Raw genomic sequence first — 17151 nt, forward strand, 5'->3', positions numbered from 1 at the left:
TGATCGCTAGGGGCGTTCTGGCTGTTCAGGTGTTGCGGTCGTGTTTGGCGGTTGGTGCCACCGTTGGTCGGCGGGCACCCCGGGGTGGCTAAATGCCGCCCGGCGGCTCCCATTCGACAAGCTCGATCGTGAACGACACGATCACACCGGTCGGCCGGAGGCCGGGCAGGTCCGTCTCGGGGTCGTGCCGCCTCAGGACGAGGTCGACGGCCGCGTCGTCGCGGCCCAGTGCGATGAAGTCCGCGTCGATCAGGGTCTCGCGGAATCCGAGGTGAGAGGTGAAGAACTTGCTGGAAGCGTGCCGCGCTCAGAGCTTCAGCGAGATCGCCAGAAGCCGATCCGGCGGCGCCGCCCGGCTTACGCCTAACCCACGTTGGCGCGGCGGGCCGTACTGAACCGGCGTTGGTAGGCGGCGGGGCTGATCGACAGCTGCCTGCCGAAAACCCGTCGCATGCTTTCGTAACTGGGGAACCCGGCGAGAGTCGCGGCCTGCGTCGCGGTGTGTCCTTGATCGAGCAGAGCCCTGGCCAAGTCGAACCGGATGTTCTCCACGTAGCGGGCCGGCGTCGTGGACAGTTCGTCGCGGAAGAGCCGGGTGAGGTGCCGGGTGCTCACGTTGAGGTGTTTCGCGAGTTCACCGAGCGAGTGGTCCGCGCAGGGATCCGCCGTCACCAAGTCGGTGATCTTACGGAGAGCCGGCGAGCGGGGCGGCGATCCCTGCAGCGGTGCGGAGAACTGGGACTGGCCGCCCGCACGCTGCATGTACACCACCAAGGCGCGGGCGACGTCACGCGTCAGGTCAGGCCCGTGGTCGTCTTCGACGAGAGCGAGCGCCAGATCGATGCCGGCCGTCACCCCTGCCGACGTGTAGGTGGCGCCATCGCGAACGTAGATCGCGTCGGGATCGACGCGGCACGTCGGGCACCGGGCGGCGAGCTCGTGCGCGACCTTCCAGTGCGTGGTCGCGCGCTTGCCGTCGAGGAGTCCGGCGGCGGCGAGGACGAACGCGCCGGTGCAGATCGACGCGACCCGGCCGGCCACGGCCGCCGGTATCCGCGCGGCGTCCGCCAGGTCGCCGGGGACACGAGCTCGCGGATAGAGGTCGGACCCGGCCACCAGTAACGTGTCGAAAGCCGGCTCCGAGGAGACGGCGCCGTCGACCGCGATCCGGACCCCGAGGTTCGACGTGACGCCCGCACCGGTCGGCGACAGCAGCACGATCCGGTAGTCGGCACCGAACCGGTTCGCCTCCTTGAACACCTCCGCGGGACCGGCGACGTCCAGCAACGTCACTCCGTCATAGACGAGGATCGCGACGCCATGGGGGGCGGCGTTCACCACTCCGGTCCCTCCGCAGCCGGATCCGCGCGGTGACCGGCCGGACCCGGCGGCACCGACCGCCGTCGGGTCCGGCGACGCAGAAGGCATGGACACCATTCATTGGTAGCACACCGTCACCGGAGATCACGGAGTGCCTCCAGGGCGGGGTTGCTCAACCGGCAGCGGGCGCCGAAGCCGCCCCTGCGACCGCCCCGGGTGGCTTCGGCGTGCCGTGGCGGGGTGCGGGTCGTCACGAGAGTCAGCACACGGCTGCGATTTCGCCATGTCCAGATATGGGTGGTTCCTGGCCGGACGAAGGCGGCGCCGCACGCCGATCGGTGGAGAGCCTAGAAGTCGGACACCCCCGTGCTGAGCCGCCAGACCACCGACGAACCCTCTTGAAAGGACTCGAGCATGCGAGCGATCACCGTGCGAGAGCGTGACGCGGGTGTCTGCGGCCTCACCCTGACCGACGTGCCCTACCCCCACGCTGCGGAAAACGACGTCATCGTGCGCGTACACGCCGCGGGCTTCACCCCCGGTGAGCTCGACTGGCCGGCAACGTGGTCCGATCGTGCCGGCCGCGACCGGACACCCAGCATCCCCGGGCACGAGCTGTCCGGAGTCGTGGTCGAGCTCGGCTACGGAACCACCGGCCTCACCGTTGGCCAGCGGGTGTTCGGACTGACCGACTGGGCCCGCGACGGATCCCTGGCCGAATACACCGCGGTGGAGGCACGCAACCTCGCCCCCCTCGCGGCCGACATCGATCACACCGTGGCCGCCGGGCTGCCCATTTCCGGCCTGACCGCATGGCAGGGCCTGTTCGACCACGCCCACCTCACGACCGGCCAGACCGTCCTCATTCACGGCGCCGCGGGCGGCGTCGGCTCGATCGCCGTCCAACTCGCGCGAGAGGTGGGCGCCCGCGTGATCGGCACCGGACGAGCCGACGACCGTGATGTCGCGCTCGGCCTCGGCGCGCAGACCTTCCTCGACCTGGGCGCCGACGATTTGCGGCACGCCGGCGAGGTGGATGTGGTGTTCGACGTCATCGGCGGCGGCATCCTCGAGCGATCGACCGAACTGGTACGCCCGGGCGGGACTCTCGTCACCATCGCCATGCCGCCCACCGTGCAGCCCAAGGACGGACGAGCCGTCTTCTTCGTCGTCGAACCCGACCGCGCCCGGCTGACCGATCTCGCCCACCGCCTCCGGGACGGGCGGCTCAACCCCATCGTCGGCGCCGTGCGACCGCTTTCCGAAACGGCTGACGCGTTCGCCCGCCACCGCCGCACGCCCGGCAAGACGATCATTCAGGTCGCGGACGAGTAAAGCGCAGCGCTCGTGACCAGTGTGCGAGTCGCCGGCAGACCAGGCCGGCCGCCTGGTTTTCGCAGCACAACCCCTCAGATCAGCTGTTCCGTGGCCAACGACACGGACGGAAGCCGATGCCCATCCCGGCAGCCGGTGAATTACGTACGGAGCATCATGAATAAACCACCCGAAACGGCGCCAGGACACGAGGATGCGGCCCTTGAGCAGGAGCGCGACTTCGGCAGGCTGTTCCAGATGATCAACGGCCACGCGGTGGCCCAGATCGTCCGGACGGCGGCGTCCCTCTCGATCGCCGACCATGTCGCCGCCGGGGCACGTACGGCCGACGAGGTCGCCGAACGGGCATCCACCCATCCGGCCACGACCTTTCGCCTGATGCGGGCGTGCGCCTCGATCGGGCTGCTCGCATACGAAGGGGACGGCAGGTTCGCCACCACCCCGATGGGAGAACTGCTGCGCGAAGGGGTTCCGGGTTCACTGCGCGACACCACCCTCCACCTGGCGGGCTACTCGACCTGGGTGAGCTGGGCGCACCTTCCCGAAGCCGTGCGCGAGGGCAGAACGCAGGTGTACAAGGCACTGGGCACGGACCAGTTCACCTACTTCTCCCGGCATCCGGAGGAGGGCGACGCCTTCACCTCCAGCGGGTCGAGCATGTCCGAGATCGTTGCCGCCGAAGCGGCGACCATTCTCGACATCTCGGGCGTCTCGTCGGCCGTCGACGTGGGCGGTGCCAACGGCCGGCTCGTGCTCGGCCTGATGCAGGCCAATCCCGCACTGCACGGCATCGTCCTGGACATGCCGCATGTGACCGTCGCGGCGGCCCGTGCCGCCAAGGAACTCGGCCTTTCCAACCGCTTCACTGCGATGGAGGGCGACTTCTTCAAGGAGGTGCCCGCAGCGGATCTGTACCTGCTGAAGTGGATCCTGCACGACTGGGACGACGAGGCATGCGTTCGTCTTCTTCGAAACTGCCGCGCCGCCGCCCGGCCCGGAGCGCGTGCCGTCGTCTTCGAACTCGTGCTCGGCGAGGTCGGTACGCCGGACTTCGGTGCCGTGGCGGACATGAACATGTTGTCCGTCACCGACGGGGGCCGGGAGCGGCACCTGCACGAGTACGACGCCCTGTTCACGGCCGGGGGATGGCGTCGGGTCTCTGCCCGACCCACCCGCTCAGCGCTTTGGATCATAGAACTCGAGGCCGCCTGACGACCGGCTCAGCCGCCCTCGCGTGCAGAACCACAGGGGTCCCGTCTACGTCGAGCTGACCACGGCGAGACAATGAGCGAATGCCGAGCCGACTCGCCGTCATCGCGATCGATGCCGTCGACCCTGACGTTGTAGCCGATTTCTGGTGTGCCGTGCTCGGCTGGACCATCCTCGGGCGAGAACCCGGCGGCATCACCATCGGCGACAACGAGCGGTCGTGGCCGATGATCGACATCTTCGCCGTACCCGAGAGCAAGACGGTCAAGAACCGCTTGCACTTCGACCTGCGTGCTGACGGGCTGTCGACCTCCGACGAGCTCGACCGCCTGCTGGCGCTGGGGGCGCGACAAGTGGACGTCGGACAGTCGTCCGACGCGAGCTGGGTGGTGCTGGCCGATCCGGAGGGCAACGAGTTCTGCCTACTGTCCCGGTCGGTCCAGCAGCTGACCCAACCGGAGTAGGACACTCCCAATCGAACGCCCCGGCCGTGCTCGGCTCGGGGCGTTCTGTCTGTTCAAACCCGGTGATCGTTTCTGGCGCAGCACACTAGGGAAGGCCGGCGGCGCAGCGGGCACAGACACGGGAAGCACCGGAGCGGGTGACCGGCTTCGGGGTTCAGGTGGGCTACGCGACCACACGGTTCCGGAGATCGTCGCACGTCAGGCCGCAGCGCTTTACCGGCGGGGGACCAACACCGAGTATCGGCGCGTTCCCGGCCGGCGGGCACTCCCTCGTGTTCGACAGAGGCTGGCGGGAGGTGGCCGAAACGGTGCTCGAGTGGGTGCGCCGGCAGGACCGTGCACAGCTGAAGTGAGGTGCCGCAATCCCCGACCGTCCGTGCCCGATCGTCGGGGCTTGCGGCTTGGTCATGCCGGGCGTGAGTCCTACCCGCACGGCATGACCATGCGCCGGTCAAGATGCAAGTTCACCCTTGAGCAGCGCCGCCAGCTCCGACGGCATCGACAGGAACGGGCTGTGGGAGGAATCCAGGCGATGCACCCGCTCCGCCCGCTGAGCCATCGCCTCCTGAGCGAACGGGGGGATGGCGTTGTCCGCCGTGCAGATGATGTAAGTGCTGGGGATGGTGTGCCAGGCGGCCCTGGAGACCGGTCCGGTCTGCGAGGAGTACGACGCGGGAACCAGTTTCCCTATCGCCTCCGCGGCGAGGTCGGAATCCACGTCACCGTAGAAGACGTCCTTGGCCTCGTCCTCGGCCACCCTGATGACGCCGCCCTCGGGGCCCTCGTCCTTGCTGATCAGCCACCAGGACGGCGGCACACCGCCCGCGCTTCCCAACAGGGACTCTCCCTCGTCGACCATCGCGGCGGCGAGGTAGACGATTCGCTTGACGTCATCCGCTCCGGCCAGCGCCTCGGTGACGACGGATCCGGCGTAGGAGTGCGCCACGACGACGACAGGTCCGTCGATCGCGGCCACCGCGGCGGCAACCGTATCGGCGTCGTCCTGGAGCGTGCCGAGTGCCGCGACGTCGCTCCCGCTACTGGGACAGGCGACCGTGCGCACGTCCACGTCGGGGAGCTGCTCGATCACCCGGTCCCATACCCACGGACGGTGATACGCGCCATGCACGAGAAGGAGTGTCGGTTGCGTGCTCATAGGCCCTCATCAGTGCTCTGGGGAAAGTGGCCCAGGAGTCGCGCCCGTCGACTTACATCCGCCGCCGACGCCGAAGGGCGTGACCTCGTGGGATCAGCGGCAAATATAGGTTTTGTACCGCGCGGTAACTTGTCTTGCCGTGCAAGGCTCCTTGCCTTCCTGTGCAAGGCCCGACACCCCGAACATCACCGATCTTCTCGAAGGGGTTCTTTGACGGCTTCCAGTGAGTCCGGCCGGCGCTCTGTTCCGGTCAGAAGCCGACGGCTCCCGTGGCGCCACTCGCGGGGGCTTACACCGTAGGCGGCCTTGAATACACGGCTGAAATGGGGCGCGCTGGCGAACCCCCACCGATACGCGATCGCCTCGATCGTCGTGAACTGATATGCGGGCGAGGCCAGTTCCAGTTTGCATTTCTCCAAGCGCTGAGACCTGACCCAGTCGCCCAGTGAGATGCCGGCCTGAGACAAGGTCAGGTAGAGCTGGCGCACGGAAATGTGGTGCTCGGCGGCGATTCGCTCGGCACTCAGATCGCGCTCCGCCAGATGGAGAAGTATGTAACTCATGACGCGTTGCAGGAGGGTGTGATGCAGAGGCTCCCTGGCCAGATCGTCACGCCCAAGGCCCGTGGTGACCATAGCCCTGATCAATTCGATACAGGGCTGCGCAAGCAGGCCGGCGTCAGTCTCGCCGATAGTCGCCTGGTTGCGGACCAACCGGGAGATGAAGGCCGCCGCGGTATCCACAACCGGGCGTTCGAAGCCGAGCCGCACAGAGGTGATCCGGCTGAGCAGGGACGATGGGAGACCGAGGAGGTGATTGGGGACACGAACGGTGAACGTGGTCACGGTGTCGTGAAAGAAGACATCGTAGGGATTCACGTTCTGAAGCAGAACCAGATCTCCTGGCCGTATTTCCGCCTGCCTGCCGCCCTGGGCGAATCGGGAGACCCCTGATTTCTGAAGACCGACGAAAATGTGCGGCTCAACGTCATCAGTCGTCGGCCCGGCGGTCCGCCGAAGGGCAGCCACGTTCCAGTGGATGCTTGAGATTTCCATCGCGCCCAGCGCGCTGGTCGTCGTGACGGCCCTGATACGGTCCGGATTCGAAGGAAATTCCACCTCTGATCGGCCATTCAACATCCGCGAGACTTCACGGATCGCCTCCGCACGATCATTTGGAGGCAGGGACCCCACGTCGAATCTTTTCATGATCAGGTTGCGTGCTCGTTCTTTGAAGTCGCATCAGCCTGCTTGGCTGCGCACAGCCTGGCCAGATTGCTCTCGGACGGGCTGCCGGGTTCGGGTGCGGCGCTGAAGATCCGCAGATCAGGGACGCTCTCGCAGCGCAACGCCTCATGCCACAAGTCGAACTCGCCGACTTCACTTCGGTACAGGCGTATGAATCCCGAGGTCCTGACCTGTACGTCGTGGCGTTCCCATAGGCGGCGGAATTCATCACTTCCGCGCGAGAGCTCTTCGATGAGCTCTCGCAGGGCTGGGTCGTCATGGTTCGCGCCCGCCGCGGCTCGCAGGTGGGCCACGTTGCCCACGGCCTCCTCGTCCCAGTTCCGCCAGAACTCGTGTGCCCCCGGGTCGAGGAAGGTGAGCCGGATGAGATTCGTGTTGTACTCGAACCCCTCGAAGATGGCGTGGGCGACCCGGTTCGTGGCCAGTATGTCCAACCGGTGGTTCACCACGAACGCCGACATGGGTTCCATGTTCTCGATGAGGCGCAGCACGTGTGTGCTGACTTGATCGGCCTCACAGACACCCTTGTTCGCAGATACCAGCGGGTGCGCCAACGCGTACAGGTGCTCAGTGGCCGCGGCATCGAGCCGCAGGGCCCGCGCCAGTGCGCGGAGCACCTGATCCGAAGGGTTGCGTTCCCGTCCCTGCTCCAGCCGCGAGTAGTAATCGACGCTGACACCGGCCAGCATCGCGATCTCCTCGCGGCGTAACCCCGGAGTCCGGCGAAGGCCACCCGTACGGGTCAACCCCGCCTGATCAAGGGTGACGAGCCGGCGACGAGCACGGAGGAACTCTCCCAGCGAACTATCCATCCCTCTCCATGCTAGGAAGTACCGGGTCAAACGCATGCAACGACCTCTGCCGCGGGCGACTCGCGGGCTTCGCGTCATGTCGTAGCCCCCGACGCGCCCGGGTCGGCGGTCTGGCAAAGATCTCGCGCAAAGCCTTGCCTCCTGGGCTTCGACGCACCCGGATTGCGGCGAGAGGAAGTCGCCATGCTGGCCGGGGTCAGCACCGACTACTACGTCCACCTGGAGCAGGGCAGGGAACGAAATCCTTCGCAGCCCGACAGCCCTTCGGCCGGGCGATCAACACGCTCGCCGAGATCGCCGCAGCCGCTAGCGATAGTCGCTGACGAACGCGGCGAACGCGTCCAGCAGGCGCAAAGTCTCGGCCTCGGGTTCGGTCGGCAGTGTGAGTGCCACCCGGTCGGCCCCCGCCTCCGCGTAGGCGGCGACGAGTTCGGCGCTGGGGGGCACGGACGCCACAATCACCGGCACGTCCCCGTCGACCTCCGCCAACCGGTTCAACTGGGGCCGGGCCTGGGCCGGGTCGTCCACCGAGTGCGGCATCCAACCATCGCCGTGCGCCGCCACCCTGGCCAGGGCCGCCTGGCCGTCGCCACCGATGTAAATGGGCGGATGCGGGCGTTGTACCGGCTTGGGCCACGAGTAGATCGGGTCGAAGTCGACGCACTCGCCGTGGAACTCGGCCTTCTCCTTGGTCCAGATCTCCTTGATCGCGCCCAGCTGTTCGTTCAGCAGCGTGCCCCGCGTGCGCGGATCCGTACCGTGATTGCGCATCTCCTCACGGTTCCAGCCCGTGCCCACGCCGAAGATCACCCGGCCGCCTGACACCAGGTCCAGGCTGGCGACCTCCTTGGCGGTTTGAATCACATCGCGCTGGGCCAGCAGAGCCACTCCGGTTCCCAGCAGCAGGTTGTCGGTCACCGTCGCGGCCGCCGTCAATGTGACGAATGGGTCGAGCGTTCGGTAATACACCCGAGGCAACTCGCCACCCATGATGAACGGCGTCTCTCGCTTCACTGGAACATGGCTGTGCTCGTGCAGGAAAAGCGAATCGAAACCGCGCTCCTCCAACGCTTTGGCCAGCACGGCGGGCCGGATGCCCTCGTCCGTCGTGAACGTCGTGACACCAACCTTCATGTTTATGAGTGAAGCACGCTCCCCGCGCCCGCCGATTACCAGGGTGAGCCGAAAGTCACACCACTCGACGCAGAACCGGCGCAGCGCGCAGTCCTCCCGGCAGCTCGCCGCGGCTCCGGGATGAGCCTTCGGGCACGTGGCCAGGGGTTCTGCGTCCCTGCCCGTCCAGCAGGTCGATCGCCTTGCCGGTGGCCATGTCCAGCGAGATTGTTCCGTACCGGTGCGGGCGTTTGAGGGCGAAATCATCGACCCGAGCACAACCGGCGCGACGACGACACTTTACCGAGAACGCGTTCTCGGGCGGCTCCCGGGGGAACAGTGCTGCAGACAGTGCATGTGCATGATGGGAATCACTGGAATTTGCGATATCGAAACCATGAGGACACGCCATGTCGCGCTTCATATATGAACCGAAGGCAACGGGTTTGGTCCTGATTGACACCGTGAACGATATCTTTTCCGAGAACGGAAAAGGCTATCCCCTCTTCAAGGAGGAGTTCGCGCGGATCGGCGTTCTGGAGAACCTCGTACGCCTGCTCGCCGGGGCACGTGAGCGACAGATGCCGATCTTCTTCTGCCCGATGTCCTACACCGAAGAGGACTTCACGACCTGGAAGCACCTGTCCGGCATCCACCAGGAGATGTATACGAAGCGGATGTTCGAGGCCGGCAGTTGGGGCGCTGATTTCCATCCTCGGCTGAGGCCGCGTCCCGGCGAGATCACAATCATCCCGCACAAGAACATCGACGTGATCGCGAACACCGATCTCGACGTCCAGCTACGTCAGCACGGCGTCGAGTACGTCGCGATCGGCGGGATGATCGGGACCCTGTGCGTGGAGTCGACGGCGCGCAGTGCGATGGAGCGCGGCTACCACGTGACGACGTTCACCGACGCCACTGCCACCATCGGTGGCGAGGCCGCCCACGAGGCGATGGTGGAGCGCTACCGGTTGATCTCCCATGCCACGCTCGACGTCGAGGAGTTCCTCGCCGCGAGTGACAAGAGCGTCCATTCTGGCTGAAGGCAAGCCTGCCGGGCGTACACGCCATAGGCTGTCGCCTCCTCCGCACCGACCTCCTCCGCACCGCCCTCCTCCACGGCCGCCGCGGCGGGCGGAAGGTTCCGGGTCCACCACGTAGGTCCCCGACTCCAGGAGCACGGAAGTAGTACTCCCATGCCGTACTTCTGATGGGCATGAGCGGCCGGCGAGACCGGCGCGGTCGGAACCGCCCCACAATGCGGCCCCAGATCCCCAGCCCCCCGTAACACGCCGTTCAGATTCCGTCCGCATGCGATCAAAGACCGCCGCTTAGCCTGCTCTGCTGGCCCTGCTGAGACAGCGGACCACAGCACGCAAGCGATCCATTTGGAGGTGCGGTCTTTGTCTACGCCGCTTTTCCGGCGACTCAGCATCGCCGCTTTAACACTGTCGACGGCAGGCGCCGCCTGCTCGTTGTTCACCGCCCCGGCGTCCGCCGATTCAGCCGGGACCGGTCTGGTCATCAGCGAGACCTACGTCAACGGAGGCTCGTCCGGCGCGAGCTACCTCAACAAGTTCGTCGAGCTCTACAACCCGACGTCGAACGCCATCTCCCTCACCGGCGACACCCTCCAGTACCGTGCGCCCACGAGCACCGTGGTCCCGAGCGGTTCGCAGGTGTTCCCGCTTTCCGGGACGGTCGCCGGCCACGGCCACTTCCTCATCCAGTTGCCGAGCAACAACGCGAGCACCAACCCTGGTGCACCGCTGCCCACGCCCGACCTGAGCACCGGCGGGAGCGTCAACCCGGGCGCGGGCGGCGGCACGTTGTTCATCGCCGCCAGCACCTCGGGTGTGCTTCCCACCGACAGCACGGTGATCGACAAGATCGGATGGGGAACCAGCAACTCTCCGGAGGCGAACGCTCCGACGGGTAACTCGCTGACCCTGAGCTACCAGCGTGGCGCGGACGGCGCGGACACCGATGACAACGCCGCCGACTTCCACGTCGCCGCGCCGAACCCCCAGAACGCCGCCTCCGACGCCGGGAACCCCGGTGGCGGCACCGGGACGATCACGGTCACGAGCCCCGGCGCGCAGAGCGCCGTCTCCGGCACGGCGATCACACCGATCGACCTGCAGGCCTCCGGCGGCACCGCGCCGTACACCTGGACGGCGACCGGACTGCCCGCCGGGCTGACGATCTCCTCGGACGGCACCGTCTCGGGCACTCCCACCTCGGCCGGCACGTCGTCGGTGACGGTGACCGCCGCCGACTCGACCGGTGCGACCGGTTCGGCGACCTTCGGCTTCAAAGTCACCGAGGCCGCTTCGACCATCACCCCGATCGCGTCGATCCAGGGCACGAACACCGATACCTCGCCGTACAATGGGCAGACCGTCACGACCGAGGGTGTCGTGACCGCTGTCTACGCGACCGGCGGCTTCAACGGCTTCTTCCTGGAGACCGGCGGCGCCGGCGGCACCAAGGCCGACGACAAGACCCCGGACGCCTCCGACGCGGTGTTCGTCTACGGGTCGGCGTCGGCCGGCCAGGTCACGATCGGCGACAGCGTCCAGGTGACCGGCGAGGTCACCGAGTTCCAGGGCGAGACCGAGATCCAGTTCCCGACGGTGACCAAGCTCGCCACCGCGCTGCCGGCCGTCGTCCCGGACCAGATCACGTGGTCGGACCTGGCGACCGACGCCGCGAAGGAGGCGCACGAGGGTGAGCTGATCACCCCGCAGGGCGACTTCACGGTGTCGGACAACTACGACGCGAACTTCTACGGCTCCTTCACGCTGGCCGCGGGCGACAAGCCGCTGCGCCAGCCGACCGACGCCGGAACCGCGGGCAGCGCCGAGGCGAAGGCCGTCGCGGCCGACAACGCCGCCCGGATGGTGACGCTCGACGACGGCTCCAGCACGAACTACAGCACCGGCAACTCCCGCAACGTTCCGCTGCCGTGGCTGACCACGACCCACCCGGTCACGGTGGGCTCGAAGGTCACCTTCCACGAGCCGGTGATCCTCGAGTACCGGTTCTCGCTGTGGAACTTCCAGCCGAGGCAGCAGGTCACCGACGACGGCTCGGCGGTCGCCACCTTCAGCGACCTCCGTACCGGCAACCAGCGGCCGGCGGCCGTCAGCGGCGACGTCCGCCTGGCCACGTTCAACGTCGAGAACTACTTCCCCATGACCGGCGAGGACTACGTCGCCAAGGGACTGGGCACCTGCACGTACTACACGGACCGGCAGGGCAACCGGATCGCGGTCAACACGTGCACCGGCACGGACGGCGGCTCCGGCCCGCGCGGCGCGGCCGACGACGCCAACTTCGCCCGCCAGCAGGCGAAGATCGTCACCGGTATCAACCGGCTCGGCGCGAGCATCGTGTCGCTGGAGGAGATCGAGAACTCCGTCAAGTTCGGTGAGCCGCGGGACACCGCGCTGGCCGGCCTCGTCGACGCGCTCAACGCGGCCGCCGGCTCGAACGTCTGGGCCTACGCGCCGTCGCCGTCCGCCGACAAGCTGCCGCCGCTGTCCCAGCAGGATGTCATCCGTACCGCCTTCATCTACAAGCCGGCCGACGTCGCCCTGGTCGGACCGTCGACCGTGCTGACCGGCGACTCCGGCCCAGGCCAGCCGTTCTCGATCGCCCGTCAGCCGCTGGCCCAGGGCTTCAAGAAGGCCGGCGCCACCGACAAGGACGCGTTCCTCGTCGTGGCCAACCACCTGAAGTCGAAGGGTGCGGGCACCCCGCTCTACGACGGCGACATCGAGGACACCTCGTCCCCGGCCGTCGACCAGGGCGCGTACAACGCGACCCGGGTCCGCCAGGCCCAGGACCTCTCCGCGTTCGCGTCGCAGGCGGCGACCGGCCTCGGCACCGACCGGATCTTCCTGCTCGGCGACTTCAACGCCTACACGCACGAGGACCCGATGCAGGTCCTGTACGCCGCCGGATACACCGACCTGGGCAGCATGTTCGACCCGTCGGAGTCGACGTACTCCTTCAACGGCCTGCAGGGCTCCCTCGACCACGTGCTGGCCAGCCCGGCCGCGAAGGCGATGGCGACCGGCGCGGACGTGTGGCAGATCAACGCGCAGGAGTCCGTGGCCTACGGCTACAGCCGCTACAACTACAACGCCACCCAGCTGTTCAACGGCACCGACCCCTTCGCGGCCTCCGACCACGACCCGGTGATCGTCGGGCTGAACCTTCCGGTCACGCCCACCGCTCCGGCCTGGGTCGCCTCGAAGGTCTACAACAACGGCGACACGGTGACGTACCAGGGCTCGACCTGGCAGGCCATGTGGTGGACGCAGAACCAGAAGCCGGGCGACCCCAACGGCCCCTGGGAGCAGATGCAGACCGCGGCCGACGGCACCGCCATCTGGACCCCGTCCCGGGTCTTCAACACCGGCGACGTCGTCATCTACAAGGACAAGAAGTACAAGGCGCAGTGGTGGACCCGTAACCAGGCGCCCGGCCAGCCCTACGGCCCCTGGCAGCCCGTCAGCTGACCAGAGGCAATGAAGACGGGGCCGCCTTCCGATGCAGATCGAAGGCGGCCCTGTCGCATTCCGGGTGGTCGGTCCACTGGAGAGAGGGTTCAGCTCTGCGCGGTGGGCCGGACGACGACCTCGTTCACGTCGACCTCGGCCGGTTGCTCAATGGTCAAGCTGTGCGACTCCGCCCCCGACCTGCTGGCCACGATGCCGCCACACCAGGCCCTGCGCGCGTGGATGGGCCGCTTCATCGACTACGCGACCGCGAAACTGGGCATGGCCGACGCGCTGCGCGCCCTCGTCGAATCGGGCGTCAACCCGTACGCCCAGAGTCACGAGATGATGCCGGCCGCCCTGACCTCACTCCTGGACGCCAGCGTCAAGGCCGGGACCATCCGGCCGGACATCACCGCGACCGACATGTTCGCCGCTCTCACCGGCATCGCCCTCGCGTCCGGCAAGTCCGAGCAACGCGAGCAGGCAGAACGCCTCCTCGACCTCACCATGGACGGGCTGAGAACCGCCGTGCGGTGAGGTCGGTGGTGATGGTCTTCACGCGTTCGGCAGCGTCCGCGAAGTGAGATGTCGGGCCCGCGAAGTGTGACCAATCTGCGGAGCCCGGAGGCGAAGACGCGGCAGTGCAGCGCGTGATCGTCGGGATGGTACAGGGCCCGGGTGGCCGGATCCGTGAACCACGGGTAACCGATGCTGCGGGCTGGGCCGGTGTGTCGGCCTACACCCCCGCGAGCGGTGCGTCAGCGACGGCCGAACTGTTCCTTCATGGCCTCGAGGTCGGCAGCGACGCCGGCCAGGAACTCGGCGGTCGACTCGGGGTCTGCCGGCTTCGGCTCCGGCCGCACGCTGCCGCCCGTCGGGGTGGAGGTGCGGAAGACGGCCGTGTCGGGTGCGGTGGGCGGCAGGGGCTTCATGTCATGGAGGATGAGCATGTCGGCCACCAGGCAGGTGACCTCGCCGTCGGCGGTGCGGCCGATCCAGACCGGATAGGAGCCGTCGCCTCTCCCGCTCGAATAGGCGATCAGATTGGTGCCGGTGGCCGGGTCGGCGGCCTCCAGCGCCGTGTCATGGTCCCAGGCGTCGTCGCCCTGTTGCCGTTGCTCGTACGCTGCGGCGAGAACGTCCCGCCCTGACGCGTCCAGGAATGCGCCCATGCCGCTGTCCACTCCGAAGCCGTAGAACTCGCCGTCACCGAGCAGCCGTATGTCCTGCCCGGGACGGACCGCGAGTTCCCAGCTCGCGGTGGGCTTGTCGTGGATCCGCACCATCGCGGCGGTCGTCTCGTTCCAGGCTTCGCTCTCCCACCGCATCCCGGCGATCAGCACAGGGTAGTTCCCAGCCGGGACCATCACCGTGAACGGCTCGTCGCTGCTGTAGAGGGTGCCGGGGTCGGCGGCGATCACCGCGCCGGTAGGCAGCCGCAACATTCCGGCGGGTTCGGGTTCGGTAACGATCGCGACGCCCAACTCGGTGTCTGAGAAGCGACTGCCCGGCGTGAACAGCGCGTTCAGATTGCGTGGTCGTAGACCCGACGGAGCCTTCCACAGCGGCGTCACGGCCTCCCGGTGCCCCTGGTCTTCCTTGTGCCTGGCGGGTACGAGCGTCACGTCGCCGGCACTGCGTTTGAAACCGAGCATCGGGCCGTCCGCGTACGCCGTCCAGTCGCCGAACGGGGCCCTGCGCAGGGTGCGGTGCCGCTCAGGGATGGCGTGGGTGGTCTGGAACAGGCCATCATGGTCCAGTTCCACATTGGCTCTGTCGGTGTCCGGCTGGGCCGTGAGGGTGAAGTGCCAGCCGCGCTCGGGGAATTCCGACTCGTCCGCAGATGCGTAGCGCCACTGCTCGTATTGGCGCAGATGCAGTAGGCCCGGCTCGAGTTCGCGGTAGTCATACGCACGGTCGCGGCGGCCGTGCTCGTCGAAGAGGAACAGGCCGAGGTAATGGCGCCCCCAGTCGATCTGCAGCAGCGCCCTGGGCTGCGCGCCTGCGGTGAGCAGCACCGCGTAAGGATCCCCTGCCGAATCTCGCTTCCGCGCCCTCTCCACACTCATCGCGCCAACACACTTGCGGGCCTGCGGATCCCATCCCGCGCAGTAGGTGAGCTCGACCGTGCTTTCCTCGGCCACGCTCTGCTCCGCCCTTCCGTTCACTGACCAGCCGATCCGGACAGTATCCGCCGACAGCGACAGACCGCTTACCAACGCTAGGCAGGTCAGGAACACCAGACCGGATCGCCGGCGACGGAAAGCCCCGCCCGCCGAACGGTACTTCCGCAGACTTCCCATGCCCCCACGATCTGGAGTTCCTCGGGCCCGGTTCGCCCGAGCGTCGCCGGCGTCGTGCTGGGTCACGACGTCATGATCCCATGGGGCCTCCGGCCACCGAGGCCGCAGTGGCAAGCATCAACCGAAGCAGGACACAGGACGTGTGCGAATACAGGCTGTGCCTGAACGCCGCCCGAGGCGGCGACCGCACGATGGTCTGGTCTTCCCCGAAGTGGGATGCCGGAGAAGACGCACAGGCAGATACTCGGCCTGAGTGCCGGGCCTCTCGGCATAGGAGGAGACCAGCCATGGACGAGTTGATAGCCACCGGCGCCGGCGACGTCTATCACGCAGGCGAGGACTGCTGGGCGCTTCGTGCAGGCCTGGCCAGTGGGGAGACCCAGGACCACACCTTGCATGAGGTCCACCGGTTCGCGTCCGCTGCCCTGGCTGAGGCGGCCGGCTACCGAGCATGCGGCATCTGCCTCGACAGCCATGGCCCGTAATGCCGACGACCTCCATCAAGGGGGCGGGCGATGTTCCGGCGGCAGACGTCGTCCGCGACATGGTCGGCCACAGCCGGTAAGACGGCCAACCGCGCGGTCAGGCCGAGGAGCCTCGGCCGGCAGGCGCCGAGATGAAGCCATACCGCGGGTGTCTGGCCCCGAACGGAAGGCCTTACCTGCGCTGATGCATCATTCCAGGGGTGGAGGAGTTCGTACGCAATGCCTGGTCTACTGCGGATGTCGGGGACACAGACGCTTTCGGCTACTGGTCCGACGCCATCTGTGAGGCCTTCGTGGGGGTGTCCGTACGGCCTTCGGCAGACGTGCACTTCGAGGGTCGGGTCGATCACGCCGTTCTGGACGGGATCGGCTTCACGGTGGTGTCCTCGTTCGCCCAGCAGGTAGCCAGGACCCGTCGTATGATCGCCCGCGATCACGAGGACTTCGTGCTGGCCAACATCCAGATCGAGGGCCAGGCCCAGGTGCGTCAGAACGGCCGGGTCACTGCGCTCTCCGCCGGGGCGATGGCCTTCGTCGACAGCAGCCGTCCGTACTCGCTGAGCTTTTCCGGCGCCTTCTCCCAACTGGTCGTCAAGGTTCCACGGTCGTTGCTGCCGCGGCGCTCACTCCCCGAATCGACAGCGGTGGAACTGAGCGCCACCGGACCCGGCCGGCTGGTCACCGATTTCCTCCTGGGCCTGAACCGCCAGCAGAGCCTGAACCCGAAAGCCGCAGCCGCCCTTGTCCCCCATGCGGTCGCACTGCTGGACTCGGCACTGGACTGGACTGCCGGCGAGACGCCGACGAACGCCTCGGCCGCCGCCCTGACGCGCGAGCGAGTCCATCGGTTCGTACGCCGCCACGTCCATGATCCGTACCTGGACGCCGCTGCGGTGGCCGCGGGCTGCGGCCTCTCCAAGCGCACCTTGTTCCGCGCCCTGGCGGCCGACGGGGAGTCACTCACCGCACTGATCCGCCGTCTGCGAGTCGCCCGTGCCCAGCAGATCCTTCGGGCTGCTCCTGGCCGCCCTCTGACAGTGGTGGCACACGAGTGCGGCTTCGGCGGCGAGGCTCAGCTGCACCGGGCATTCAAGGCCGTGACGGGCATCACGCCGGGAACCTACCGATCCGGCGGGAGCGGGGTGGGTTGAGCGCGTCACACCGAAGGTCCCGCGGCGCGCGGATCGCCTCGC

The 17151-nt window shown here is 67.5% G+C and carries 15 protein-coding genes; 8 read left to right on the forward strand and 7 right to left on the reverse strand.

Annotated features, from left to right (window positions below; all coding sequences use genetic code 11):
• Window positions 1-363: 363 nt before the first annotated feature.
• Complete coding sequence (locus Pka01_RS35225; protein WP_239115894.1) at window positions 364-1338, reverse strand: GlxA family transcriptional regulator; 975 nt, start codon at window positions 1336-1338, stop codon at window positions 364-366.
• Window positions 1339-1734: 396 nt separating this feature from the next.
• Between Pka01_RS35225 and Pka01_RS35230 the strand changes: the two genes are divergently transcribed.
• The 3 genes from Pka01_RS35230 (at window position 1735) to Pka01_RS35240 (ending at window position 4328) form a co-directional block, all read left to right on the forward strand.
• Window positions 1735-2655 carry an NADP-dependent oxidoreductase gene (locus Pka01_RS35230; RefSeq protein WP_203887319.1) on the forward strand — a complete coding sequence of 307 codons (921 nt, stop codon included), beginning with the start codon at window positions 1735-1737 and terminating at the stop codon, window positions 2653-2655.
• A 156-nt stretch (window positions 2656-2811) separates the two neighbouring features.
• Window positions 2812-3867, forward strand: coding sequence for a methyltransferase (locus tag Pka01_RS35235; protein WP_203887320.1), 1056 nt, complete (start codon window positions 2812-2814; stop codon window positions 3865-3867).
• 80 nt (window positions 3868-3947) lie between these two features.
• Complete coding sequence (locus Pka01_RS35240) at window positions 3948-4328, forward strand: VOC family protein (protein ID WP_203887321.1); 381 nt, start codon at window positions 3948-3950, stop codon at window positions 4326-4328.
• A 451-nt stretch (window positions 4329-4779) separates the two neighbouring features.
• On the opposite strand, the gene Pka01_RS35245 is transcribed toward Pka01_RS35240, so the two are convergent.
• The 5 genes from Pka01_RS35245 to Pka01_RS35270 form a co-directional block, all read right to left on the reverse strand.
• A complete protein-coding gene (locus tag Pka01_RS35245) occupies window positions 4780-5484 on the reverse strand; it encodes an alpha/beta hydrolase (protein ID WP_203887322.1) in 705 nt (234 codons plus the stop codon).
• Window positions 5485-5669: 185 nt separating this feature from the next.
• Entirely contained in the window at window positions 5670-6692 is a 1023-nt protein-coding gene (locus tag Pka01_RS35250) for a helix-turn-helix domain-containing protein (RefSeq protein ID WP_203887323.1), read from the reverse strand.
• Between the two features lie 2 nt (window positions 6693-6694).
• Entirely contained in the window at window positions 6695-7621 is a 927-nt protein-coding gene (locus tag Pka01_RS35255; RefSeq protein ID WP_308442314.1) for a helix-turn-helix domain-containing protein, read from the reverse strand.
• Between the two features lie 228 nt (window positions 7622-7849).
• On the reverse strand, window positions 7850-8626 hold the full coding sequence (locus Pka01_RS35265; RefSeq protein WP_239115915.1) for an LLM class F420-dependent oxidoreductase: 777 nt from the start codon (window positions 8624-8626) through the stop codon (window positions 7850-7852).
• A 106-nt stretch (window positions 8627-8732) separates the two neighbouring features.
• Window positions 8733-9080 (reverse strand): hypothetical protein, encoded by a 348-nt coding sequence (locus Pka01_RS35270; RefSeq protein ID WP_203887326.1) that lies wholly within the window; start codon window positions 9078-9080, stop codon window positions 8733-8735.
• Between Pka01_RS35270 and Pka01_RS35275 the strand changes: the two genes are divergently transcribed.
• The 3 genes from Pka01_RS35275 (at window position 9067) to Pka01_RS35285 (ending at window position 13707) form a co-directional block, all read left to right on the forward strand.
• A complete protein-coding gene (locus Pka01_RS35275) occupies window positions 9067-9702 on the forward strand; it encodes a cysteine hydrolase family protein (RefSeq protein ID WP_275414529.1) in 636 nt (211 codons plus the stop codon). The two genes, Pka01_RS35270 and Pka01_RS35275, sit on opposite strands and share 14 nt — an antisense overlap.
• A gap of 432 nt (window positions 9703-10134) precedes the next feature.
• Entirely contained in the window at window positions 10135-13188 is a 3054-nt protein-coding gene (locus tag Pka01_RS35280; RefSeq protein ID WP_203887328.1) for an ExeM/NucH family extracellular endonuclease, read from the forward strand.
• A gap of 102 nt (window positions 13189-13290) precedes the next feature.
• Window positions 13291-13707, forward strand: a complete 417-nt coding sequence (locus Pka01_RS35285) for an SbtR family transcriptional regulator (protein ID WP_203887329.1) — start codon at window positions 13291-13293, stop codon at window positions 13705-13707.
• Window positions 13708-13928: 221 nt separating this feature from the next.
• Here the strand turns inward: Pka01_RS35285 and Pka01_RS35290 are convergent, their stop codons facing one another.
• Window positions 13929-15314 (reverse strand): DUF4241 domain-containing protein, encoded by a 1386-nt coding sequence (locus Pka01_RS35290; protein WP_203887330.1) that lies wholly within the window; start codon window positions 15312-15314, stop codon window positions 13929-13931.
• 446 nt (window positions 15315-15760) lie between these two features.
• Between Pka01_RS35290 and Pka01_RS35295 the strand changes: the two genes are divergently transcribed.
• The gene (locus tag Pka01_RS35295; RefSeq protein WP_203887331.1) at window positions 15761-15958 is read left to right on the forward strand and encodes a hypothetical protein; all 198 of its coding nucleotides are present in this window, start codon (window positions 15761-15763) and stop codon (window positions 15956-15958) included.
• A gap of 200 nt (window positions 15959-16158) precedes the next feature.
• Window positions 16159-17109 (forward strand): AraC-like ligand-binding domain-containing protein, encoded by a 951-nt coding sequence (locus Pka01_RS35300; protein WP_203887332.1) that lies wholly within the window; start codon window positions 16159-16161, stop codon window positions 17107-17109.
• Window positions 17110-17151 lie beyond the last annotated feature (42 nt).

Source organism: Planotetraspora kaengkrachanensis (genome assembly GCF_016862895.1).
GTDB classification, from domain to species: domain Bacteria; phylum Actinomycetota; class Actinomycetes; order Streptosporangiales; family Streptosporangiaceae; genus Planotetraspora; species Planotetraspora kaengkrachanensis.